Consider the following 20244-nt stretch of genomic DNA (forward strand, 5'->3'; position numbering starts at 1 on the left):
GGAAGCCACGCCGACCGGCTAACTACTCCGCCGCCACCATCTGCTGGGTGCGCCATTGTCCGATCAGCGCGCGCAGCGATGCCGGCTTGACCGGCTTGTTGAGCACCGCGATCTTTTCCTCGCGCGCGGCGGCGTGGACATGCGGGCTGCGGTCGGCCGTGATCAGGATCGCCGGAATGGTGTCGCCGAAGCGGCGGCGGATGTCGCGGATCGCGGCGACGCCGTTGCCGCGGTCGAGATGGTAGTCGACCAACAGGCCGGTGACGCGCCGGCCGGCGGTTTCGATCGCAGCGATCGCGGCTTCGGGATCGGCGACCGCGATCACCTCGGCGTCCCAGGCGGTCATTAGCGTCTTCATGCCGTCGAGGATCGCCGCGTCGTTCTCGATGCACACGATCAGCGAGCCGCTCATCGGCGTCTTGGACAGCGGCGTCGCACTGGTGACGGCCGCCGTGTAGTTGACCGCCTTTGCTGTCGGCACCGTGACCGAGAACACCGAGCCGCCGCTGGCATTGGCGTCGAGCGCGATGCCGTGGTTGAGCACACGGGCGAGCCGTTCGACGATCGAGAGCCCGAGCCCCAGGCCGCGCGCGATCCGCGCACCCTGCTCGAGACGGTGGAACTCCTTGAAGATCTCGCCGCGCTTGAGGACGGGAATGCCGACGCCGGTGTCGTAGACGCCGACCTGCAGGGACTGGCCGCGGCGGCGGCAGCCGACCAGCACGCGCCCGCGCGGGGTGTATTTGATGGCGTTGGAGATGAAGTTCTGCAGCAGCCGCCGCAGCAGCAAACGATCGGATTCCACCGGCAGCGAGCAGGGCACGAAGCTCAGCTTCAGCCCCTTGGCCCGCGCAATCGGCGCAAATTCGATCTCGAGCGAGCGCATCAGATCGGCCATCTTGAAGCTCGTGATCGAGGTCGTCATGGCGCCGGCGTCGAGCCTGGAAATATCCAGCAGCGCGCCGAGGATTTCCTCGATCGCCTCCAGCGAGTCGTCGATGTTCTCGACCAGCCGCGAATCCTCGCCGCCGCTCTGGCGCTCGACCAGGCTCGTCACATAGAGCCGCGCTGCGTTGAGCGGTTGCAGGATGTCGTGGCTGGCGGCGGCCAGAAACCGCGTCTTGGAGATATTGGCGTCCTCGGCGGTGCTCTTGGCGAGCGCCAGCTCGGAATTCAGGCGGGTGAGCTCCTCGGTGCGGTCGCGCACGCGCTTCTCCAGCGTCGCATTGGACCGCTCCAGCGCCTCGGCGGCCTCGAAGCTCGGCGTGACGTCGGAGAAGGTGATGACAAGCCCGCCGCCCGGCATCCGGTTGGAGCGGACCTCGATCACCATATGGCGGTCGGGAAGCCGCTCCAGATAGGGCTCGCCTTCGGTGGTGTAGGCAGCGAGCCGGCGCATCAAACTGTCGCTGTCGCCGAAGCCGGACGCGCTGACGGCGGCCATGAATTCGAGGATTTCCTGCAAGGGAATGCCGAGCTGCACCAGGTGTGGCGGCAGTGCCAGAATTTCACCGAACTGCCGGTTCGAGCAGATCAGCTGCAGATCGGCGTCGAACACCGCGATGCCCTGGCGCACATGGTTCAGCGCGGTCTGCAGGATCTCGCGGTTGAAATGCAGCGCGGCGTGGGAATCGTCGAGCAGCTTGAGCGCGGCCTTGGCGGAGACGGTGCGCTTGCGCAGCAACAGCGACATCACCAGGCGCGAGGAGGCCGCCCCGATCGAGGACGCAATCAGGCGTTCGGCGTGCTGCAGCAGTTCGAAATCGGCGGGCGCCGCCGGGTCGAGGTTGCCGGGATGGGCGGCGGCAAAGGCCTCGAAGGCGTGGGCCGCGCGGTCGGGGCCGAGATATTGCGCCACCGTGCTCTGGATGTCCTGCACGGTCACGGTGGAGCGCCAGCGGCGGAACGTCGGCGCGATCGGCGTCAGCGTGTTCGGAACGAACAGGTCGGCCTGCAGCCGTTCGATCGACGACGGCAGGCGCGCCAGCGACAGCACGACATAGGCCAGGATGTTGAGCGAGAGCGACCACAGCACGCCGTGCAGCAAGGGCGGCAGCTCGGCGCCGAACAGCGCCTGCGGACGCAACGCCTCGATGCCGAACGGGCCGTGCTGCAGCAGCATCAGGCCGGCGGTAGAGGTTTCCAGAAAGCTCGGGATGAACAGCGTGTAGAGCCACACCGCGAACCCGACCAGCATGCCGGCCATGGCGCCCCGCGCGGTGCCACCACGCCAGAACAGGCCGCCGAAAAACGCCGGTGCGAGCTGCGCAACCGCAGCGAACGACAGCAGGCCGATCGCCACCAACTGGGTATTGCCGAGCGCGCGATAGTAGAAATAAGCCATCACCATGATAGCGAAGATCGCAAAGCGGCGCACCTTGAGCAGGAAGTTGCCAAAGTCCTTCTGCGCCGCATGGATCTCCCCGCTGCGCGGCAGCACCAGCGGAAGCACGATGTCGTTGGAGACCATGATCGACAGCGCGACGCATTCCACGATCACCATCGCGGTCGATGCCGACAGCCCGCCGATGAAGACGCCGACGCTGAGCAACGGCGAATTCCCCTCGATCGGCAGCGCCAAAACGTACATGTCGCTGTTGACCGCGCCGAACGGGAAGATGATAAGGCCCGCGATCGCGATCGGAATCACGAACAGGTTGACGGCGACCAGGTAGAGCGGGAACAGCCAGCGCGCCCGGCTGACCTCGGCGCTGTTGGAATTCTCCACCACGCTGACATGGAATTGGCGCGGCAGCAGCATGATCGCGCAAAACGACAGCAGCGTCATGATCAGGAAATTGCCGATCGAGGGCACATAGTTGATCGCGCGCACCGCTTCGGGCGTCTTCATCGCGCGTTCGACCAGTTCATGCGGCGAGAACATCCAGAAGGTGACGAAGGCGCCGGCGGCGATGAACGCCACCAGCTTGACGATGGATTCGGTGGCGACCGCCAGCATCAGGCCGTGCTGGTGCTCGGTGGCGTCGGTCTGGCGGGTGCCGAACAGCACCGCGAACACCGCCATGGCGAGCGTCACGACCAGTGCGATGTCGCCGATGATCGGGATGGAGGAGAACGCCTCGTCCTCGCTCAGGATGGTCTCGAGCGAGGAGGCCGTCGCCTTGAGTTGCAGCGCGATATAGGGAACCGAGCCGATGATCGCGATCATGGCGACGGTCGCGGCCACCGCCTGGCTCTTGCCGTAGCGCGCGCCGATGAAGTCGGCGATCGAGGTGATGTTCTGCGATTTCGCCAGCGCGATCACGCGGCGCAGCAGCGGCGTGCAAAGTCCGATCATCAGGATCGGGCCGATATAGATCGCGAGGAAATCGACGCTGGTGCGGGTGGCGAAGCCGACCGAGCCGAAGAAGGTCCAGGAGGTGCAATAGATCGCCAGCGACAACGGATAGATCAGGCCGCTGGCGCGGCCACGTTGGGTCGACGACAGCCGGTCGCCATGGCTGGCGATGAAGAACAGCAACCCGATATAGGCGAATGCGGCGGCGATGACGCCCCAGTCGTGCAGCATCGTGTCTCCCTGGCGCGCGACGGCTGCGCCGTCGCAAGACGGGAGTATAGCCGGATCAGACCGGCGGCGCATCGTGCACTGCCGGTCAGGTGCCGATTTTCGGGCCCGGAGAGGGTTAAGGTTATTCGGCCGCCAGCGACTTCTGCTTGAGCGGCAGGCCGAGCCGTTCCCAGACCTGCAGCAGCGCCTCGGCGAGCCCGTCGATCAGGCCGTCATCGTGGTAGGGCGACGGCGTGATCCTCAAGCGCTCGGTGCCCTTGGCGACCGTCGGATAGTTGATCGGCTGGATGTAGATGCCGTGCTCCTCGAGTAGGATGTCGGACGCCCGCTTGCACTTTTCGGGGTCGCCGACGAACAGCGGCACGATATGGGTGTCGCTCGACATCACGGGCAGGCCGGCGGCGGTCAGGATCGCCTTGACGCGGGCGGCGCGGTCCTGGTGGCGCTCGCGCTCCCAGTTCGAGGTCTTCAGGTGGCGGATCGCAGCCGTTGCGGCCGAGCAGATCGCGGGCGGCAGCGCGGTGGTGAAGATGAAGCCCGGCGCATAGGAGCGGACGGCATCGATGATGTCGGCATTGCCGGCGATATAGCCGCCGAGGCAGCCGAACGCCTTTGCCAATGTGCCTTCCAGCACATCGATCCGGTGCATGACGCCGTCGCGCTCGGCAATGCCGCCGCCGCGCGGGCCGTACATGCCGACCGCATGGACCTCATCGACATAGGTCATCGCGCCATATTTCTCGGCGAGATCGCAGATCCTGGCGAGCGGGGCGACATCGCCGTCCATCGAATAAAGGCTCTCGCAGGCGATTAGCTTGGGCCGGTCCGGGCCCGCGGCGATCAACAGCTGTTCGAGATGCGCTATGTCGTTATGACGGAAGATCTGGCGGTCGCAGCCGGCCTGGCGGACGCCTTCGATCATCGAATTGTGGTTGAGCGCATCCGACAGGATCAGGCAGTTCGGAATCAGTTTGGCGAGGGTCGAAATGCCGGTCTGGTTCGAGACATAGCCCGAGGTGAACAGCAGCGAGGCTTCCTTGCCGTGGAGGTCGGCGAGTTCCGCTTCAAGCTGCACGAGGGGATGGTGGGTGCCGGCGATGTTGCGGGTGCCGCCGGCGCCGGTGCCGACCCGGGTCGCGGTCTCGACCATGGCGCCGACCACTTTGGGGTGCTGGCCCATGCCGAGATAGTCGTTGGAGCACCAGATCACGACGTCGCGCTTGCCTTTCGGCGAGTGCCAGACCGCATGCGGGAACCGGCCGGCGATCCGCTCGAGATCGGCGAAAACGCGGTAGCGCCGCTCGTCATGCAGGCGGTTGAGGGCGGCACTGAAGAATTTGCTGTAATCCATCGCAAGACCCGGAGCGGAACTGGCCGGTGCGGCCATCCTTCTTGGAACTGTGCCTTTTTAGAGCTTTTCCAGCTTTGATGTCCATGCGGAATCCCACATTTGAGCGGGGCTCCGGGATCATACCTGGGCGGGGCAAAACTTGATCTCGATCAACGCGCTAGCGTGCGATGCGTTCGCTTGAAGCGGCGCCGACCGCCGCTACCGCCCCCGACCGATGAAACATCAAATCGAAAGTGCCCGACGTCGTGCGGATCGGGTCGAAAATTTCCCCTCGTTGGCCTTGATTCTTATCAATATGTTGATAACAATAAGGCTATGAACAGAATAGCATTGATCACTGGCGCGACGCGCAATCTCGGCTTCTCGCTCGCGGAGGGGCTGGCGCAGCGGCTCGAGCCCACCGACACCGTGTATTTGACCGGACGCGACCCGGCCCGGGTCGCCGAATCCGTGCAGGGTCTCTCGAACGCCAGGGCGGAGGTGCGCGGCGAAGTCCTCGATGTCGCCAGGCCAGAGGGGCGGTCGAACGGTTCGCGGATCTGCTGGTGTCGCGCCATGGCGGCGTCGATATCGTCTTTTCCAATCATTACGCGCGGGTGCAGCCCGACGACGATCCGCGCGCCGTGATCGATTATTATGTCGAGGCCAACAATCTGGGCACGACGCATGTGCTGCGCAGCTTCGCTCCGCTGCTGCGCGACGGCGGGCGGCTGTTCGTGGTTGCAAGCCGGGCCGGCAGCCTGCGCGCGCTGGCGCCGGCGCTGCACCCGCGGTTCGAAAACCTGCAATCGCTCGACGACGTCGACCGCGCGGTCTGCAATTGGCGCGACGCGGTGCGCTCCGGCCGCGCGCCGGGCCAGGCCTGGCCGGCCTGGATCAACATTCCGTCCAAGATCGGCCAGGTCGCGGCCGTGCGCGTGCTCGCGGGCCAGCGCCGGGCCGACGATTTGCGGCGCGGGATCCTGATCGCATCGATCTCGCCGGGTCTGATCGATACCGGAGCGTCGCGCGCCTGGCTCGACCTCACCGGCGCGCCGCAGCCGGACGAGGTCGCGGGCCCGCTCCTGGACCTGGCGATGGACCCCTCGCCACACGAATCCTTCTATGGCGAGCTCGTCCATGTCGGCCGGGAAGAACCGGGCCCGTTCGGCTCGGTGGTGCGCAGCGGGGCGATCGTGCCGTGGAAGTGAACCGCAAAGGCAAATTGCCCGGGCACAGATCTTCCGCGCGCAAAGCCGTCGACGGCAAGTCCTCGCCGCGTCCGTCTTCCGAGCCGGAGCGCCTTGGCATGCTGGTCAAGCGCGCCGAGCAGGCGATGGTCCGGACCAAAAGCACGGCGTTGAAATCGGTCGGCCTGACCCCGTCGCAATACGTGGCGCTGTTCGAACTCGATCGGCAGCCGGGGATCACCGCGGCGACGCTGGCACGCGCCTGCCTGGTTACGCCGCAGGCCATGATGATTCTGCTCAAGACCATGGAGCAGCAGGGTCTGATCACGCGATCACCGCACCCGCGGCATCCCAGCGTGCTCGAACTGCACATGACCGAGGTCGGACGCGAGGCGCTCCACGCCGCGCGTCAACGGGTCGACCCGATCGAGCAACGGGTGTTCGGCGCCTTCTCGCCGAAAGATCAGACCGTCTTTCGCGAGTTTCTGGTGCGCTTCATCGAGGCGTTCGAGGCGGAGTGACCGCCTGGGAATGCGCGGATCCCGCTATTTCTTCTTGCCGGTACCGACGTTCGGCTGCCATCCCGCGGCCTTCTGGCTTGGCGCCGCGGCAATGGTCTTGATCTTATCTTTCTTGGGTTTCTTGGCTTCCCGATTGCTCTTTTGCTCGCCTTTGGCCATGGCGGTCTCCCCTTGGGCATGTTGATGACGCGGCGATCATCACGGCCGCAGCCTTTGAACACGGAAGTTCGCTCGCCGCGACATGAGGACTCGCATTTAAAGATCGTGCGCCCATTTTCGCCGAATTGGAAGCAGGCTCAATCGAGCCAGCCATTGACGCGAGCAAGGATGCCGGTCGGCAGCGACAGACCAGGCTGCGCGGCGTCGAGGCGCGGATCGTCGCCGGGCGGCCAGAACCTGCCTCGAATAGGCCGCGCGGATGATGCGGCGCTCGTCCTGCCGATCCATCCGTCTCTTTCCCGTCCCGCGCGACGATGCTAGGGTGGTGTGTGATTAAACACACCAGAAGTGTGTGAAATAGCATAATTCGGGGAGGCGGCCAAATGAAAAGACGGCTTTATCCGGCGGTGCTGGAGCGCGGCCCGAAGGGGACGTTCGGGGCGTGGTTTCCCGATTATCCGGACTGCGTCGCCGGCGGGACATCGCAGGAGAAAGCCATCGAAAGGGCGGAGAACGCTCTGGCGCAAGCGGTCGATGCGCTGTTCGAGCAGGACCGGCCGCTTCCCGAGCCGACGCCGATCGCACGGATCATGCTTCCCAAGGGCTGCGACTTCCTCGCTTATTTCATTGTCGGGGTGGACCCGCCGGATCCGTCGGAGCGGGTCAATGTCTATTTGCCGAAGAGCCTGATCGGCCGGGTCGACCGGCGTGCGGCCGAACTCGGCATGAGCCGCTCCAGCTTCTTCGGGCTCGCCGCCAGTACTGCGTTGGTCCACCTCCCCGGTTTCCGAGAAGGTTTGCCGGAGGCCCGCTCGAAGGTGCACAAGACAGGCCGGCTGCGAACCGGGAAATCGCCGGCCAAGAAGCCGGCGCGGTAAGTCGCACGGAACGTCCCGGGAACTCGGCTCGCACCCGATTGACCCGGCGAACTCATCGCGTTGCGCAAGCGCGCGGTGAAATCCGGGCTATGTGTCCAATTCCTTGATCGCGCGACCTGCCGCGATCACGGCATTTTCTTCCGAGCTGCTGTCTTCCGCCGTCACAAATCCCAGGATCGCGCCCCGCGTGATCGTAGCTGGAGCAACGACCGGCGTGATGTTGGCACGCCACTGCCCGGGTTTCCGCTGAAACGTGACGATTCGGTAGTCGGACGCTTTGGCCATTGGTGTGCTTTCGCGTCTTGTTCGTTCGTCCGCGAGAAAGCGGAGCCATCATGCTTGCCGCCGTCTTCAACAACCGCGGCAGATATTGTTCAGCTTGGCAGTGGTTCGGGCGTCTTCCGCAAGGAAGGGGTCGTTGTATTCAGGGCGCGAGCCCGCTTTTTCAACCGCTGCCGGCTTTTCTACTTTCGGAGGAGAGGCCGCGTCATAGCAGGCGAGCCGCGCGCTCGTGCTTTCAATAGCACTGCATTTCGGGCCTGCGGCCAGAGCACTTTGCGCGAATACGAAGAGCGCCAATATGGAGAGAGCAGTTTTCATCGAATTTCCTTATGAGGGCGGCACCGCCCGGCGCAGCCACGATCAAACAGCCGCATGCCAACACGCAACGCAGGCGCGCCCGCCATTACAGCCGACCGCCCGAAAGGGCGCAGATACTGACGTTATCCGCGCGCTATTTCTTTTTGCCGGAACCGAAGGTCGGCTGCCATCCCGCGGTCTTCTGGCTTGGCGCCGCGGCGATGGTCTTGATCTTCTCTTTCTTGGGTTTCTTGGTTTCCCGATTGCCCTTTTGCTCGCCTTTGGCCATGTCGATCTCCCTTGGGTATGTGGTTGGCTTTGTTGATGACGCCGTAATCGAATGCAGAACCTCACATCGACGAATAGCGCGCCGCACTTTTCAGCGCGCCGTCGATCTCGTCGGCCAATTCGGCCTCGCCGATCTCATGAAGCGATGAGGCCATTGTCGACGCCTGGACCGCGCTCATCGAAAGCGGTTCGCTGGTCTCATAGCTGAATTTGATGCGCCAAATTCCGCCGGGGTTGCGGTGCGGCTCGATCAGCAACGCTGGAAGGTTGGGCAGTCCGTTCGCAAAAAGCAGTGCCGACAGCGTCACCATGGCGGCAGCAAAAGGCCGGCGCGATTTAAGGCTCGAACAGGCACGTTCGTCTGGCGCGGCATGGAGACTCGCATGCCCGACCGTGCGCCCTTTGCGGCCGAATAGCTATGGATTTGTTGGGGTTCGCCTCGATCCTTGGCTTCTTCTGCGTCGCCGGCTGGCCTACAATTCGAATGTACGTGCCAGTCTGCGCTTCGCGGGTGGTGTGGGGAACTCACGCATGGGCGGTCTTCGGGACTGGTTGCGCCGGCACAATTTCGAGCAATATGCGGATGCATTCGAGGCGAACGACATCGACCTCGATATCCTGCCCGAACTGAGTGAGCGCGATCTCGAACAGCTTGGCCTATCGCTGGGCAACCGCCGCAGGCTGTTGAAGGCGATCGCCGGACGCGGCGATGAGGCCGCCCCACCCAAGCCCTCCCACCGCGAAGGTTCGGGGCCGGGTGACGCTGAGCGGCGTCAGGTGACGGTCTTGTTCGCCGACATGGTGGGCTCGACAGCGCTGTCAGGTAAGGTCGATCCCGAGCTGCTCGGGAGTTTGATCCGGCGTTATCAGGATGCGGCCGCCGGCGCGATCGGGAGATACGGAGGCTACGTCGCCAAGTTCATGGGCGATGGCGTTCTGGCCTATTTCGGTTTTCCCCGTGCCTTCGAGGATGCGGCGGAACGCGCCGTTCACGCCGCCATCGGCATCCTGGCGGAAGCCGGCAGCATCGAATTGCCAGACAATACGCGGGTGCAGGCCCGAATCGGCATCGCCACCGGCCTCGTCGTGGTCGGCGAAATCATTGGGATCGGCACGGCGCAAGAGCGCACAATTGTCGGCGAAACCCCCAACCTTGCCGCACGGCTGCAGGCGCTTGCCGGGCCTGACACCATTATCGTCAGTGAGGCGACCCAGAATCTGCTGGGTGGGCTGTTTGAGCTCGAGCGCACGGGAGAACACGAATTGAAAGGGTTCGCCCGCCCGGTGCCCGCCTGGCGCGTGCGATGTGCAGCGTCGGTCGAAAGCCGCTTTGCCGCGATTCGCACCGGTCGGAATTTGCCACTGATCGGCCGCGCCCATGAAATGGGGTTAATGCTCGAACGCTGGCAGCTGGCGCGGCAAGGTGAAGGCCAGATTGTCACGGTAATCGGCGAAGCGGGCATCGGAAAATCGCGCGCGATCGAGGCACTGCATGAAGCGCTTGCCAGCGAGCCCTATGCACGCATCAATTTGCAATGCTCACCCTATCACAGCGATAGTGCGCTTTATCCGGTGATCCAGTACCTCAATCGCGCTGCTCGCATCACCGCAACAGATACGCCGAATGCAAGGATCGAGAAACTTGGCGCCCTGTTTGCGCAGCGGACGGCTACGGATACGGCAGCGCTTTCGTTGTTGGCCGATCTCATGTCGCTCCCGCTTGCAGCGCAGGGAGCGCCGGCGCAGACGCCAGCTCAACGCAAGGCGTCGACACTGGCCTTCATCGTCGACGAGTTTCTTCGTATGGGCGAGAGCCATCCGGTGATCGTCGTGCTGGAGGACGCGCATTGGATCGACGCCACCACGCTTGAAATGATGATGCGTCTGACCGACAGTCTCGGCAAGACGCGAGCGCTTGCGCTGGTAACCGCGCGTCCGGATTTCACACCGCCCTGGCTGGCGCGGCCGCATGCGACGCTGTTGACCCTCGGTCGTTTGGGACGCGGGGAATGCACGCAATTGGTCGCCGGTGTCGCCGCTGCGCACGGCTTGTCCGTGGAAACGGTCGCTGCGATCGTCGCTAAAACTGACGGCATCCCACTGTTCGTCGAGGAGTTGACGAAGAGCGTCATGGAATCGGCGAGTGGAGACAGTGCGGTGCCGACGACGCTCAAGGATTCGCTGATGGCCCGTCTCGACCGCCTTGGCGAAGCGCGCGAAGTGGCTCAGATCGCCGCCGTCATCGGCCGGCAATTCACCTTTTCACTGCTCGATGCGGTTGCCCCCAGCAGTGCCGGCGAACTTGAGACCACGCTGGCGAAGCTGGTTGCAGCGGGAATTGTCTTTCCCGAGGAGCGCAGTCTGGAACGGAGCTTTAGTTTCAAGCATGCGCTGGTGCGGGACGCCGCTTATGAGAGTTTGCTTTTGGCGCGTCGGCGCGAATGGCACGAACGCATCGCCAAAGCGCTTGAGGAGCGGTTCGCCGGCATTGCCGCCAGCGAACCGGACTTGCTGGCGCATCATTTCGGCGAGGCCGGCCTGTTTGTGCCCGCCTGCGACTATCGCATGCGGGCCGGCGATCAGGCCGTGAGCCGTTCGGCTTATCCGGAAGCGATCGCGCATTTCTCGGCGGGTCTCAGACTCGCCGAAGCATTGCCGACCCAAGATGGGATGCACCGACAACTGGATTTTCTGCTCAAGCTCGGCTCAGCCTCGGTCGTCGTTCGCGGCCTGCAGAGTGTCGATGTGGAGGATGCCTACACAAAGGCCAGCGAAATCGGCGAGAAATTGGGTGAAGGCGCCAAGTTATTCCAGGCCAAATGGGGCCTGTGGATCAATGCCAATCTCAGGCGCAAGACCGCGCTGGCGCGCGAGCGGGCAAGCGAACTCGTCACGCTGGCGCAACGCTCCGGCAACGACGAACTGTTACTCGAGGCGCACCATTGCCAGTGGTCGACGGCCTTTTTCCAAGGCGACGTCATGGGCGGAATTGACGGTTGCCGGAACGGCATCGAGCGCTATGACATGGCGCGCCATCGTCATCTTGGTCATCAATTCGGCGGTCACGATCCCGGCGTTTGCGCGCATTCGCAGTGCGGCAACTCATTGCAACTGGCGGGCGAGGGGCAACAGGCCAGGCAAAACCTCGCGCAGGCGGTCGCCCTCGCCGAAACGCTCGACCATCCCAACAGCCTCGCTCATGGGCTCCACAATAGCGGCATCGGCCACCAGCTTGGGGCCGATCGCGATGCCACATTTACGGCAGCGCATCGCGCGGCAGGGCTGGCGGAAAAATTCGGTCTGTTGCCGTGGCGCGCGGGCAGCCTGGTGCTGGCCGGCTGGGCTACCGCGATTGGAACGGGCGTCGCCGACTCCGCGCGGCTGATCGATGCCGAGATCGACAATGCAACAAGGGTGGGTCCGCTTCCACAATATTATCTTGGCCTGGCCGCTGAAGTGCTGCTGGCCGCCGGCCGACCGGCGGATGGCCTCGCTCATCTCGATCGCGCCATCGCCGGGATAGAGGAGCCGGGCATTGGTTTCTATTTGCCCGAGATCTATCGCTTGCGCGGCGCGTGTCTGCTGGCGCTCGATCGCGGCAATGTGGACGAGGTGCGCGTGGCCTTTGCGGTCGCCTTCGACATTGCCCGGCGTCAGGGCGCCGTCATCTTCCAGCGTCGCGCCGAAGCGTCCCTTTCCGAGATCACCCGCGTTGGGAACCGGGGATAAGATAAGGACCCGCCCGAAAGGCCTCAGGTGGTCCGGAAGCGCAGCACGCCGTCGGTCACTTCCGAGGTCAGGCGTCCCTCGACCAGCATGTAATTGACGTGGGCGATCAGTTCGCCGGCGGCAAAGCCCATCTGGTGGACGTCGAGGACGTGCTTGTGGAACACGACCGGCACCAGTTCCTTCGAGGTCTGCGGGATTTCCCGACAGGCATCGGCGATCAGCCGGCAGCGGTCCTCGTGGTGATCGGCCAGCTGCTTGATGCGGGTTTTCAAGCCGTAGAACGGCACGCCATGGCCAGGCAGCACCAGCAAATCATAGGGCAGGGTGGTGGTGAGGCTCGCCAGCGAGGCCAAATATTCGCCGAGCGAATTCTGGTCGGGCTCGACCGCCCAGACGCTGACATTGGGCGAGATCTTGCTCAGGACCTGATCGGCCGACAGGAACAATTTGTCGGCCGCGCAATACAGCATCACCTGGTCGAGCGCATGGCCGCCGCCGGTGATGACCTTGAAGCGCCGCGTGCCGATCGAGATTTCATCGCCATGCGAGATGCGGCGATAGGCCGGCGGAAGCACCGACACCCGTTTCAGATAATCCTGGCCGCGGCCGAGCAGTTTGTCGGTCAGGTTCTCGTCCATGCCGTGGCGCCGGAAGAACAGCCGCTGCGCCAGCTTGCGTTCTTCGGTGCCGCGGTTTCTGGTGATAGACCGACTGCAGGTACTCGACCTGCGACATATAAAGCGGGCAGTCGAAGCGCTCGACGATCCAGCCCGCAAGCCCGACATGGTCGGGATGCGAATGGGTCACGATCAGGCGGGAGACCTTCACATGCCTGAGCGGGCCGTCGAACAGCGTGGTCCAGGCCGCGATCGTTTCCTCATTGCCGAATCCGGAATCCACCATCGCCCAGCCGTCGCCATCGGCCAGCAGATAGATGTTCACGTGATTGAGCCGGAACGGCAGCTTCAGCCGTACCCACAACACGCCCGGCATTACCTCGACGACCTGATCGTGGCCGGGGTGGTTTTCCCAGGGGTATCGCAGTGCCTCAGCCGAGGAGTGAACGCTGTCTGTTTTCGAATGCATGGTATCGACTTAGCCGCACATTCGGCGCGGCGCCAGCCGAAAATCAATTGAGGGTTTGTTTAAAACACATGGGTCGCGGAGGACGCGCGCCCGCAAACCCCCGTCGTCAATCCGGGTCTGGTCCTTCGGACCATCCCGGAATGACGTGGTCCTTACGCCGCCCGGATATTCTCCAGGAACGCGTCGATCTCCGCACGCAGCACGTCGGCTTCGCGGCGCAGCGCGCCGGAGGCGTTCAGCACCTCGCTGGCGGCGGTTCCGGCCTCCGTCGAGGCGCTGCTGACACCGACGATGTTGCTGGAAACCTCGCTGGTGCCGCCGGCGGCATGCTGAATGTTGCGTGCGATCTCGCGCGTCGCCGCACCCTGCTCCTCGACCGCGGCTGCGATCGCGGTGGTGACGTCGTTGATCTCGCTGATCGTGCTGCTGATGTTCCTGATGGCGCCGACCGCCGAATTCGTCACCGTCTGCATGCTGACGATCTGCTGGCGGATTTCGTCGGTCGCCTTCGCGGTCTGGTTGGCGAGGCTCTTCACTTCTGAAGCGACCACGGCGAATCCGCGGCCGGCTTCGCCGGCGCGCGCGGCTTCGATGGTGGCGTTGAGCGCCAGCAAATTGGTTTGCGAGGCGATAGTCTGGATCAGGTCGACCACCACGCTGATGCGCCCGGCGTTATCGGCAAGACCCTGCATGGTGGCATCGGTGGCGCCGGCTTCTTCCACCGCCTTGCGGGCGATTTCCGCCGAAGTGACGACCTGACGGCCGATCTCGGAGATCGAGGAGGAGAGCTGTTCGGTGCCCGACGATACGGTTTGCACGTTGACGGAGGTTTCCTCGGCGGCCGACGCCACCGCGCTGACCAGCGCGCTGGACTGATCGGCGGTCGCGGACATGCTTTGCGCGGTCGTCTGCATCGAGCCGGCCGCAGTCTGCAAACTGTCCAGCGCGTTGCGGACGGTCGATTCGAATTCGACGATCCGGGCCTCCACGCGCGAGGCGCGTTCGGCCTTGGCGGTACGGTCCTTGTCCTGATCGGCCGTGAGCGCGCGGGCCTCGATCATGCTCTCGCGAAACACCTGCAGCGAGTTGGCCATCGACGCGATCTCGTCGCGCTGATGGCTGTGATAGATTTCCGATTCGAGATCGCCGCCGGACAACAGCTGCATCGAGCGTTGCAGGCTGCGGATCCGCCGCAGGATGTTGCGGCCGACATAGAGCCAGACGAACAGGATCGAACCGACCAGCGTCAGCACGCCGAGCGCGAGCATCACCTTGGTGGCGAAAGCAATCTGCTGGCGCGCCTGCCAGGTCGACGCGTCGGTTTCCTTCTGCACGCCGTCGACCAGCTGCTGGACGCTGATGCCGAGGCCGACATTGAGCTTGCGGGTTTCTTCCAGAATGGTCTCGCCGTAATCGGCGGCGTCGAGTTCCTGCTGGCGGATCTTGAAGACGCGGGTCTTGCCCTCGCCCAGCGCCAGCAATTTCAGCGCCGCCTCCTTGAGCGCCTTGGTGCCGGCATTCTTCGGCAGCTGTTCGAGGTTCGCTTTGACGCGCGCCTGGGTCTGCTTGAATTCCTTCTCGATGGCCTCGAGCGCGTCGCTGTTATTGGCCGTCAGCGCCGCCGTCATGTCGGAGGCCATCAAATTGGTGCTGGCGATCACATTGCCGAGCTGCTCGACCGTGCGCGCGGCCTCGGTTGCGTCGTCGGTGGAAAGATTGGCCGATCCCAGGATCGCGTTGATCTGGCTCTCGGCGTCCATCATCGCGGGGCTCGAGGCGGCGACGAAGTCGGTCTGCGCCTTGCGCAGCGCGTTATATTGCTTCTCGTGCAAGGCCGCGACGTCGAGCCGCTCGCGTGCAGCCGAGCCCAGGCTCTTGATCATGTCATCGATGTTCTTCACGGTCTCGGTGAGAGCGGCGACGACGGTCTTGTCGGCCCCCAGTTCGACGATCTCGCCGAGCTTTTGCAGCGCGAGCGTCTGGGTCTCCTTCATCTTCCTGGAGCGTTCGGACAGCGCCTCTTCGCTGCGCGCGGCGAGCACCGCCGGTCCCTGGCTGGCAAGGCTGGCGCTCTGCGCCGACAATTGCAGGCTCGCGGCGAGACGGGGAATGTCGCGCCCGCTCAGATCGACCATGGTGCCGCCGAGCTGTCTAAACACGAAGCCGGCGCCGACGCTGATCACGATCGCCATGCTGGCGATGACCGCGAAGGCGGCAAACAGGCTGCCCCTGACCCCCATCTGCGGAAAGCGGGAGCCTTTGAGTTTTGGTTTGCCGATTCCGAACTGTAACGCCATTTGCCGATGCTCCGTGCGCACTACCCTTGGATGAATCCTCGGGCGGCAGTATCGCGGTACCGGGTTAATAAAGTCGGGAAAACGGGGCGGATTTAAGCGATTTCTAAGCGGAGTTTTTTCGATCTGGTCGGGGTTTTTCCGCGAGTCGGAATCAAGCCGCGATGCGGCTGCAGGACGGGCGTTCGCGCCACGACCCCAAAACGCAAACAAGGCCGGCGTGGAAGCCGGCCTTCTGCAAGTTATGGTAGCAGCCGGTCAGTAGCGCGCGACGACCGGGCCGCCGAAGTTGAAGCGATAATTGACGCCGAGCTTCAGCGTGTGCTCCTCATTGTGGAAGCTGCCGAACGGCACCAGTACAGCGGGCGTCACGAAGCGGGTGTCGCCGAAATTATAGTACTGATACTCGCCCTTGGCCGACCAGTTCTGGGTGATCATGTATTCCACGCCGGCGCCGACGGTGTAGCCGTTGCGATGGTCTGTATCGAGCGCGAAGGCGACCGGCGCGCCTGCAAGCGTCAGGGTGTCGCGGTTATCGGAATAGGCGTAGCCGCCTTTGACGTAGACGAGACCCGGGCCCCAGGTATAGCCGACACGGGCGGTGATCGAAGCCAGCGCGCGCTGGTCGCTGGTGAAGGCGAGGCCGGTGGGAAAGACCGCATTGAGATTGTTGCGGCCGAGCCAGGAGTATTGTCCCTCGGCGCCGACGACCCAGTTCGGCTCGAACTGCCAGTCGGCGCCGGCCTGCACGCCGCCCATCAGGCGGGCGCTGTAGTCGCTGAGCACGAGGCCGTTGAAAGCATTGCTGCCGCTGAACGCGCCGCCGACGTGACCGCCGATATAGAAGCCGGTCCAGTTGTAAAGCGGCGCGGCATAGGCCGGCGCCTTGTTGTAGTACGGGCGCGCGCCGAGATCGGCGCCAAGCGCCGGCGCGGTCGCGCCAAGGGCTGCGAGCGCCACGGTGGCAAGCAGGAACTTCTTCATGGTCTGGTCTCCGGCAAAATCGTTCGGAGACGCCGCGTGCCGGCGCCCTCCGTGGCGCGCAGTTAGCCAGCATTTGAATAAAATGCTGTCACTGGCCGGTCACGCCGAATGAGAACCCAACCTGTTGGCAAACAAACGTTTTCTGTACTTAACGAAGGCCTAATCAAAGCTGAAGGAAGGCTTAATTTTCGAAAGCCCAGCGGGCTTCTTGTAGCCATCCCTCAGCCAAGACGGCGCCGTACGTCGCTGCGCATCTGTTCGCGGAACGCCTGCCGGCGCACCGGCCGCTCCTTCTCGGGGACGTCGTGGCGGTCGAACACGTTGAACATCTCGAGGATCGGGTAGCGATCGCTGGCCATCGCCAGGATGCGAAGCAGCTGGACCACGGGGCCGCTCGGGCCGGTGACTTCCCATTTGCGGATCGTGGTAGCGCCGTCGGCGGCCGGCAACCCGCACAGCTTTGCCATGTCGGCAACAGCCAGCGGCCGGCCGACGGCCTCACCGAGATCTTCGCGAAGTTTTTTTAGTTCGGCCCCGGTCACTGGTTCTCCGTTTTGACGCGGCATCTGTGCCGTGCGTCACATATCAGGCGTTGGTTGCAGTCTATACGGCGCGTATTCGTTCCCTTAAGGAGGCGAACATGCGCCGGTTAATCGAAAGTCTCACCCCCGTCGACTGCGATCTCTACTGGAGATGGGTCGGCGCCATGTTCGCGTGTTGTGCTGATGGTCGGCGCCGCAGGCGTGTTCATGAGCCACGAATCATCGCGGAATTTGGCGCATGAAGGTGCCGCGACTGTGGCAATGGACCGGAAGCATCCTGCCTTCGAGCAGGCTTCGATCCCGATACGGCAAGCGGCGCGATATGAATGAAGCCGGCCGGAGCCCGGCCTCCCGGCCGCGCGCCATCAGGCGCCGATCGCGTTGCGCGCGACGACGTCGCGATAGAACGACGCGCTCAATTTGGGCAGGCGCGCCTGGGTGTCGAAATCCACGTGATACAGCCCGAAGCGCTGTTCGAACCCGAATATCCATTCGAAATTGTCCATCAGGCTCCACAGGAAATAGCCGCGGACCGGCACGCCTTCGGCGGTCGCGCGCTGCAATTGCGTTAGGTAGTTGCGCAGGAACATGATGCGGTCGAGGTCGTAGACCTGGCCGTCGGCGGCCAGTTTATCCTCCGAGGAGGTTCCGTTCTCGCTGATGTAGATCGTGTCGAGGTTCCAGATTTTCGCGGCAATCCGCGGCACCCAATAAATCACCTCCGGGCCGATGCGCAGCCATTCGGACTTCATGTGCGGAAACGAGGCGGGGAAGGGCAGCACGGTCCAGCCCGGCTTTTTGTCGGAGGCCGCGATGTAGAATTGCGGCGCGTAGATGTTGAGGCCGACGAAATCGTTCGGCGAGGCAATGATCTTGAGTTCGTCGGCGGTGAATTTGGGGGCGGCCGCACCGGAATATTCCAGAAATCCCTCGGTGTATTGGCCCTCGAGGATCACGCTCAGAATGCCTGCGTTCAACTCCCGCGTCGCCATCTCGGTGGCGCGAACATTTTCCGGCGTATCGATCGCGGGCACGCAGGCCGCGATGTTTTCGGCGAAACCCACCTTGGTGCCGGCGCGCCCGTGCGCACGGATCGCCTGCACCGCAAGGCCGTGCCCCAGCACGACGTGGTGGCGGGCCTGGTTCAGTTCGGCCACCGGCAGTTTGAGGCCGGGGGCGTCGATACCCCAGCCATAGCCGAAGTTCAGGAAACGGCCGGCCTCGTTGATCGTGAAGATGTTCTTCACGCGATCGGTCAGGCGCTGCGCCACATAGCCGGCATAGTCCGCAAACGCCTTGGAGGTGTCGCTGGATTGCCAGCCGCCGACGCGATCCTGCAACGCTTGCGGCAGGTCCCAGTGATACAGCGTCGCATAGGGCTCGATGCCGTTGTTCAGGAGCTCATCCAGCAGGCGGTCGTAGAAGTCGAGGCCCTTTGGATTCGGCGCGCCGGTGCCTTCCGGAAACACCCGCGGCCACGCGATCGAGAACCGATAGGCCTTGACGCCGAGTTGCTTGACCAGGCCGACGTCTTGCTTGTAGCGATGATAGTGGTCGTTGGCGCGGTCGGCGTTGGTGCCGTCCGCGATCTTGCCCGGCGTATGGCTGAATGTGTCCCAGATCGAACGGCCGCGGCCGTCTTCGTCGACAGCGCCCTCGATTTGATATGACGAGGTGGCGGTGCCCCATATAAAGTCTTTCGGGAAGCCGGCAGCAGGCCGGCGGTCGGATACCGGCCTGGCGTCGCTGTCCGCAGACCTGGCCGATGTCGCCATGCCGAGTGCGGAAAGGCCGGCAAGCCTGGCAAATTGCCGGCGCGAGAACTTACCGAGCATCCTTTTCTCCCATCGGAACGGCGTCGATCTGATAGACGGAGATCCGGTCGATCTCGAAGGCGACCGTCGCGGGCGATTGGCCATCGACGAATCCCACGCCGCCGAAATCCTTCGAACCCATCGCCAGATTCACGATCATGTACATCGGATCGTTGAAGCCGATCGGCACTTTGATATCCGAGACCGGCTTGCGGTCGATGTAATAGATGATGCGATCCTGCATCCATAGCACGCCGTAGTCGTGAAATTCGGTTGCAGCGTCCGGCAAGGCAAAGTCGAACCCGCAGGATTCGATGCGGCCGGTCGGAATCCGCCAATGCGTCGTCATCACGAGGTCGCCGGGCCGCTGCCCGCGTCCTTCCATGACGTCGACTTCGGGTGGCCAGCCGCCGTCATCGGCGAGCAGCCAGAACGCCGGCCAGACGCCGATCCCGACCGGTATCTTGGAGCGGAGTTCGAAGTAGCCGTATTTTTGCGAAAACGTGCCCTGGGTGGTCAGGATGCCCGAGATGTACTCGTTGTTGAACAGGACCGGCTTGAGCTCGGCCGGTGTCCGCCTTGCGACAATCGAGAGAACGCCGTTCCTGACCTTGAACGGGTCCAGCCCGAGCGGCGTGGTCGATCGTCCGCCATAGCGGGGATCGACATAAATCTGCTGTTCGCCGTTGGCGCTGGTCTTGCGTTTGAAATCGGAGCCGTCGCCGCCCCAGTAGCGCGCTTCCGGCCAGGCGGCGCCGCCGGCGTAGTGGGGTACCCATCTTCCGGTCGACAGCGGATGGGTGTCGAAACCATCATGGAAGGTCCGATGCAACGGCAGAAAAGCTGACGATGCCGGATCCAGCTTTTCGATGCGACGGCAGGCGATGCTGGAAGGATCGGTCGTCACCTGCAGGGTGAGCCCGGCCGGCGCCGCCGCAAGGTCGGCTTGCGCAAGCGCCGGAGCGGCAAGCAAGACACCGGCGATCAATACCAGGACTTGCGGCGTCACGTCTGAGGATCCTTTCGTACGCGCGATGGCAGCTCATCCGACATTTCATCTGTCATGCTGCCACCCTGCTGTCCGACCAGAAACAACCAGAAACAACCAGAAACAAAAGTCGATCTTACCGCAGAATATCAAGGCTTTCACGTTTATAGCGACGAGCTGTCGCGGTCCCTCGTTGCTTGTGCTCCCTCGCGCAAGCAACCCCGCTATGCGCGGCAGGTTCGCACAACGATGTGACTTGCACGGAATCGGGCAGGCTTCTATCCCGCAATGAAAGCATAGAGGCTGGGCGTGTTGAAGTCGGCTGAAACATTC

Annotated in this window: 17 protein-coding genes and 1 pseudogene; 5 read left to right on the top strand and 13 right to left on the bottom strand. The window is 63.7% G+C overall.

Features of this window, described 5'->3' with window-relative positions; translation table 11 throughout:
- Nucleotides 1-22: 22 nt before the first annotated feature.
- Together V1289_RS26135 and hemA are read right to left on the bottom strand one after the other, a co-directional pair.
- The gene (locus tag V1289_RS26135) at nucleotides 23-3529 is read right to left on the bottom strand and encodes a PAS domain-containing hybrid sensor histidine kinase/response regulator (protein WP_334400023.1); all 3507 of its coding nucleotides are present in this window, start codon (nucleotides 3527-3529) and stop codon (nucleotides 23-25) included.
- 121 nt (nucleotides 3530-3650) lie between these two features.
- The gene (hemA, locus tag V1289_RS26140; RefSeq protein ID WP_334400025.1) at nucleotides 3651-4880 is read right to left on the bottom strand and encodes a 5-aminolevulinate synthase; all 1230 of its coding nucleotides are present in this window, start codon (nucleotides 4878-4880) and stop codon (nucleotides 3651-3653) included.
- Between the two features lie 315 nt (nucleotides 4881-5195).
- Between hemA and V1289_RS26145 the strand changes: the two genes are divergently transcribed.
- From V1289_RS26145 to V1289_RS26155, 3 genes are all read left to right on the top strand, one after another.
- Nucleotides 5196-5507: a hypothetical protein gene (locus tag V1289_RS26145; RefSeq protein ID WP_334400027.1), complete on the top strand. Its 312-nt coding sequence runs from the start codon at nucleotides 5196-5198 to the stop codon at nucleotides 5505-5507.
- Entirely contained in the window at nucleotides 5426-6070 is a 645-nt protein-coding gene (locus V1289_RS26150; RefSeq protein ID WP_334400030.1) for a hypothetical protein, read from the top strand. Before V1289_RS26145 ends, V1289_RS26150 begins: the two co-directional genes overlap by 82 nt.
- Nucleotides 6071-6168: 98 nt before the next feature.
- Nucleotides 6169-6570: a MarR family winged helix-turn-helix transcriptional regulator gene (locus tag V1289_RS26155; RefSeq protein WP_334400032.1), complete on the top strand. Its 402-nt coding sequence runs from the start codon at nucleotides 6169-6171 to the stop codon at nucleotides 6568-6570.
- Nucleotides 6571-6594: 24 nt separating this feature from the next.
- Here V1289_RS26155 and V1289_RS26160 read toward each other — a convergent pair whose 3' ends face one another.
- Entirely contained in the window at nucleotides 6595-6729 is a 135-nt protein-coding gene (locus V1289_RS26160; protein ID WP_309181634.1) for a hypothetical protein, read from the bottom strand.
- Between the two features lie 383 nt (nucleotides 6730-7112).
- Between V1289_RS26160 and V1289_RS26165 the strand changes: the two genes are divergently transcribed.
- A complete protein-coding gene (locus V1289_RS26165) occupies nucleotides 7113-7607 on the top strand; it encodes a type II toxin-antitoxin system HicB family antitoxin (protein ID WP_334400035.1) in 495 nt (164 codons plus the stop codon).
- Nucleotides 7608-7694: 87 nt separating this feature from the next.
- Here the strand turns inward: V1289_RS26165 and V1289_RS26170 are convergent, their stop codons facing one another.
- The 4 genes from V1289_RS26170 to V1289_RS26185 form a co-directional block, all read right to left on the bottom strand.
- Nucleotides 7695-7892 carry a hypothetical protein gene (locus V1289_RS26170; RefSeq protein WP_334400037.1) on the bottom strand — a complete coding sequence of 66 codons (198 nt, stop codon included), beginning with the start codon at nucleotides 7890-7892 and terminating at the stop codon, nucleotides 7695-7697.
- 66 nt (nucleotides 7893-7958) lie between these two features.
- Nucleotides 7959-8207 (bottom strand): hypothetical protein, encoded by a 249-nt coding sequence (locus V1289_RS26175; protein WP_309181638.1) that lies wholly within the window; start codon nucleotides 8205-8207, stop codon nucleotides 7959-7961.
- Between the two features lie 133 nt (nucleotides 8208-8340).
- The gene (locus V1289_RS26180; RefSeq protein ID WP_309181639.1) at nucleotides 8341-8475 is read right to left on the bottom strand and encodes a hypothetical protein; all 135 of its coding nucleotides are present in this window, start codon (nucleotides 8473-8475) and stop codon (nucleotides 8341-8343) included.
- Between the two features lie 61 nt (nucleotides 8476-8536).
- Entirely contained in the window at nucleotides 8537-8785 is a 249-nt protein-coding gene (locus V1289_RS26185; RefSeq protein WP_309181640.1) for a hypothetical protein, read from the bottom strand.
- A 220-nt stretch (nucleotides 8786-9005) separates the two neighbouring features.
- Here V1289_RS26185 and V1289_RS26190 point away from each other — a divergent pair, with 220 nt between their 5' ends.
- Entirely contained in the window at nucleotides 9006-12203 is a 3198-nt protein-coding gene (locus V1289_RS26190; protein ID WP_334400040.1) for an adenylate/guanylate cyclase domain-containing protein, read from the top strand.
- A gap of 23 nt (nucleotides 12204-12226) precedes the next feature.
- Here V1289_RS26190 and V1289_RS26195 read toward each other — a convergent pair.
- From V1289_RS26195 to V1289_RS26220, 6 genes and pseudogenes are all read right to left on the bottom strand, one after another.
- A pseudogene (locus V1289_RS26195) lies at nucleotides 12227-13289 on the bottom strand (MBL fold metallo-hydrolase).
- A gap of 152 nt (nucleotides 13290-13441) precedes the next feature.
- Nucleotides 13442-15586 carry a methyl-accepting chemotaxis protein gene (locus tag V1289_RS26200; RefSeq protein WP_334400042.1) on the bottom strand — a complete coding sequence of 715 codons (2145 nt, stop codon included), beginning with the start codon at nucleotides 15584-15586 and terminating at the stop codon, nucleotides 13442-13444.
- Between the two features lie 255 nt (nucleotides 15587-15841).
- Nucleotides 15842-16567, bottom strand: coding sequence for an outer membrane protein (locus V1289_RS26205; RefSeq protein WP_334400044.1), 726 nt, complete (start codon nucleotides 16565-16567; stop codon nucleotides 15842-15844).
- Between the two features lie 221 nt (nucleotides 16568-16788).
- On the bottom strand, nucleotides 16789-17109 hold the full coding sequence (locus V1289_RS26210) for a hypothetical protein (protein ID WP_334400046.1): 321 nt from the start codon (nucleotides 17107-17109) through the stop codon (nucleotides 16789-16791).
- Between the two features lie 365 nt (nucleotides 17110-17474).
- On the bottom strand, nucleotides 17475-18944 hold the full coding sequence (locus V1289_RS26215; protein WP_334400048.1) for a GH1 family beta-glucosidase: 1470 nt from the start codon (nucleotides 18942-18944) through the stop codon (nucleotides 17475-17477).
- Nucleotides 18934-19932: a glycoside hydrolase family 16 protein gene (locus tag V1289_RS26220; RefSeq protein ID WP_334400050.1), complete on the bottom strand. Its 999-nt coding sequence runs from the start codon at nucleotides 19930-19932 to the stop codon at nucleotides 18934-18936. Before V1289_RS26220 ends, V1289_RS26215 begins: the two co-directional genes overlap by 11 nt.
- Nucleotides 19933-20244 lie beyond the last annotated feature (312 nt).

It is taken from the genome of Bradyrhizobium sp. AZCC 2289 (assembly GCF_036924615.1).
In the GTDB taxonomy this organism is placed as follows: Bacteria; Pseudomonadota; Alphaproteobacteria; order Rhizobiales; family Xanthobacteraceae; genus Bradyrhizobium.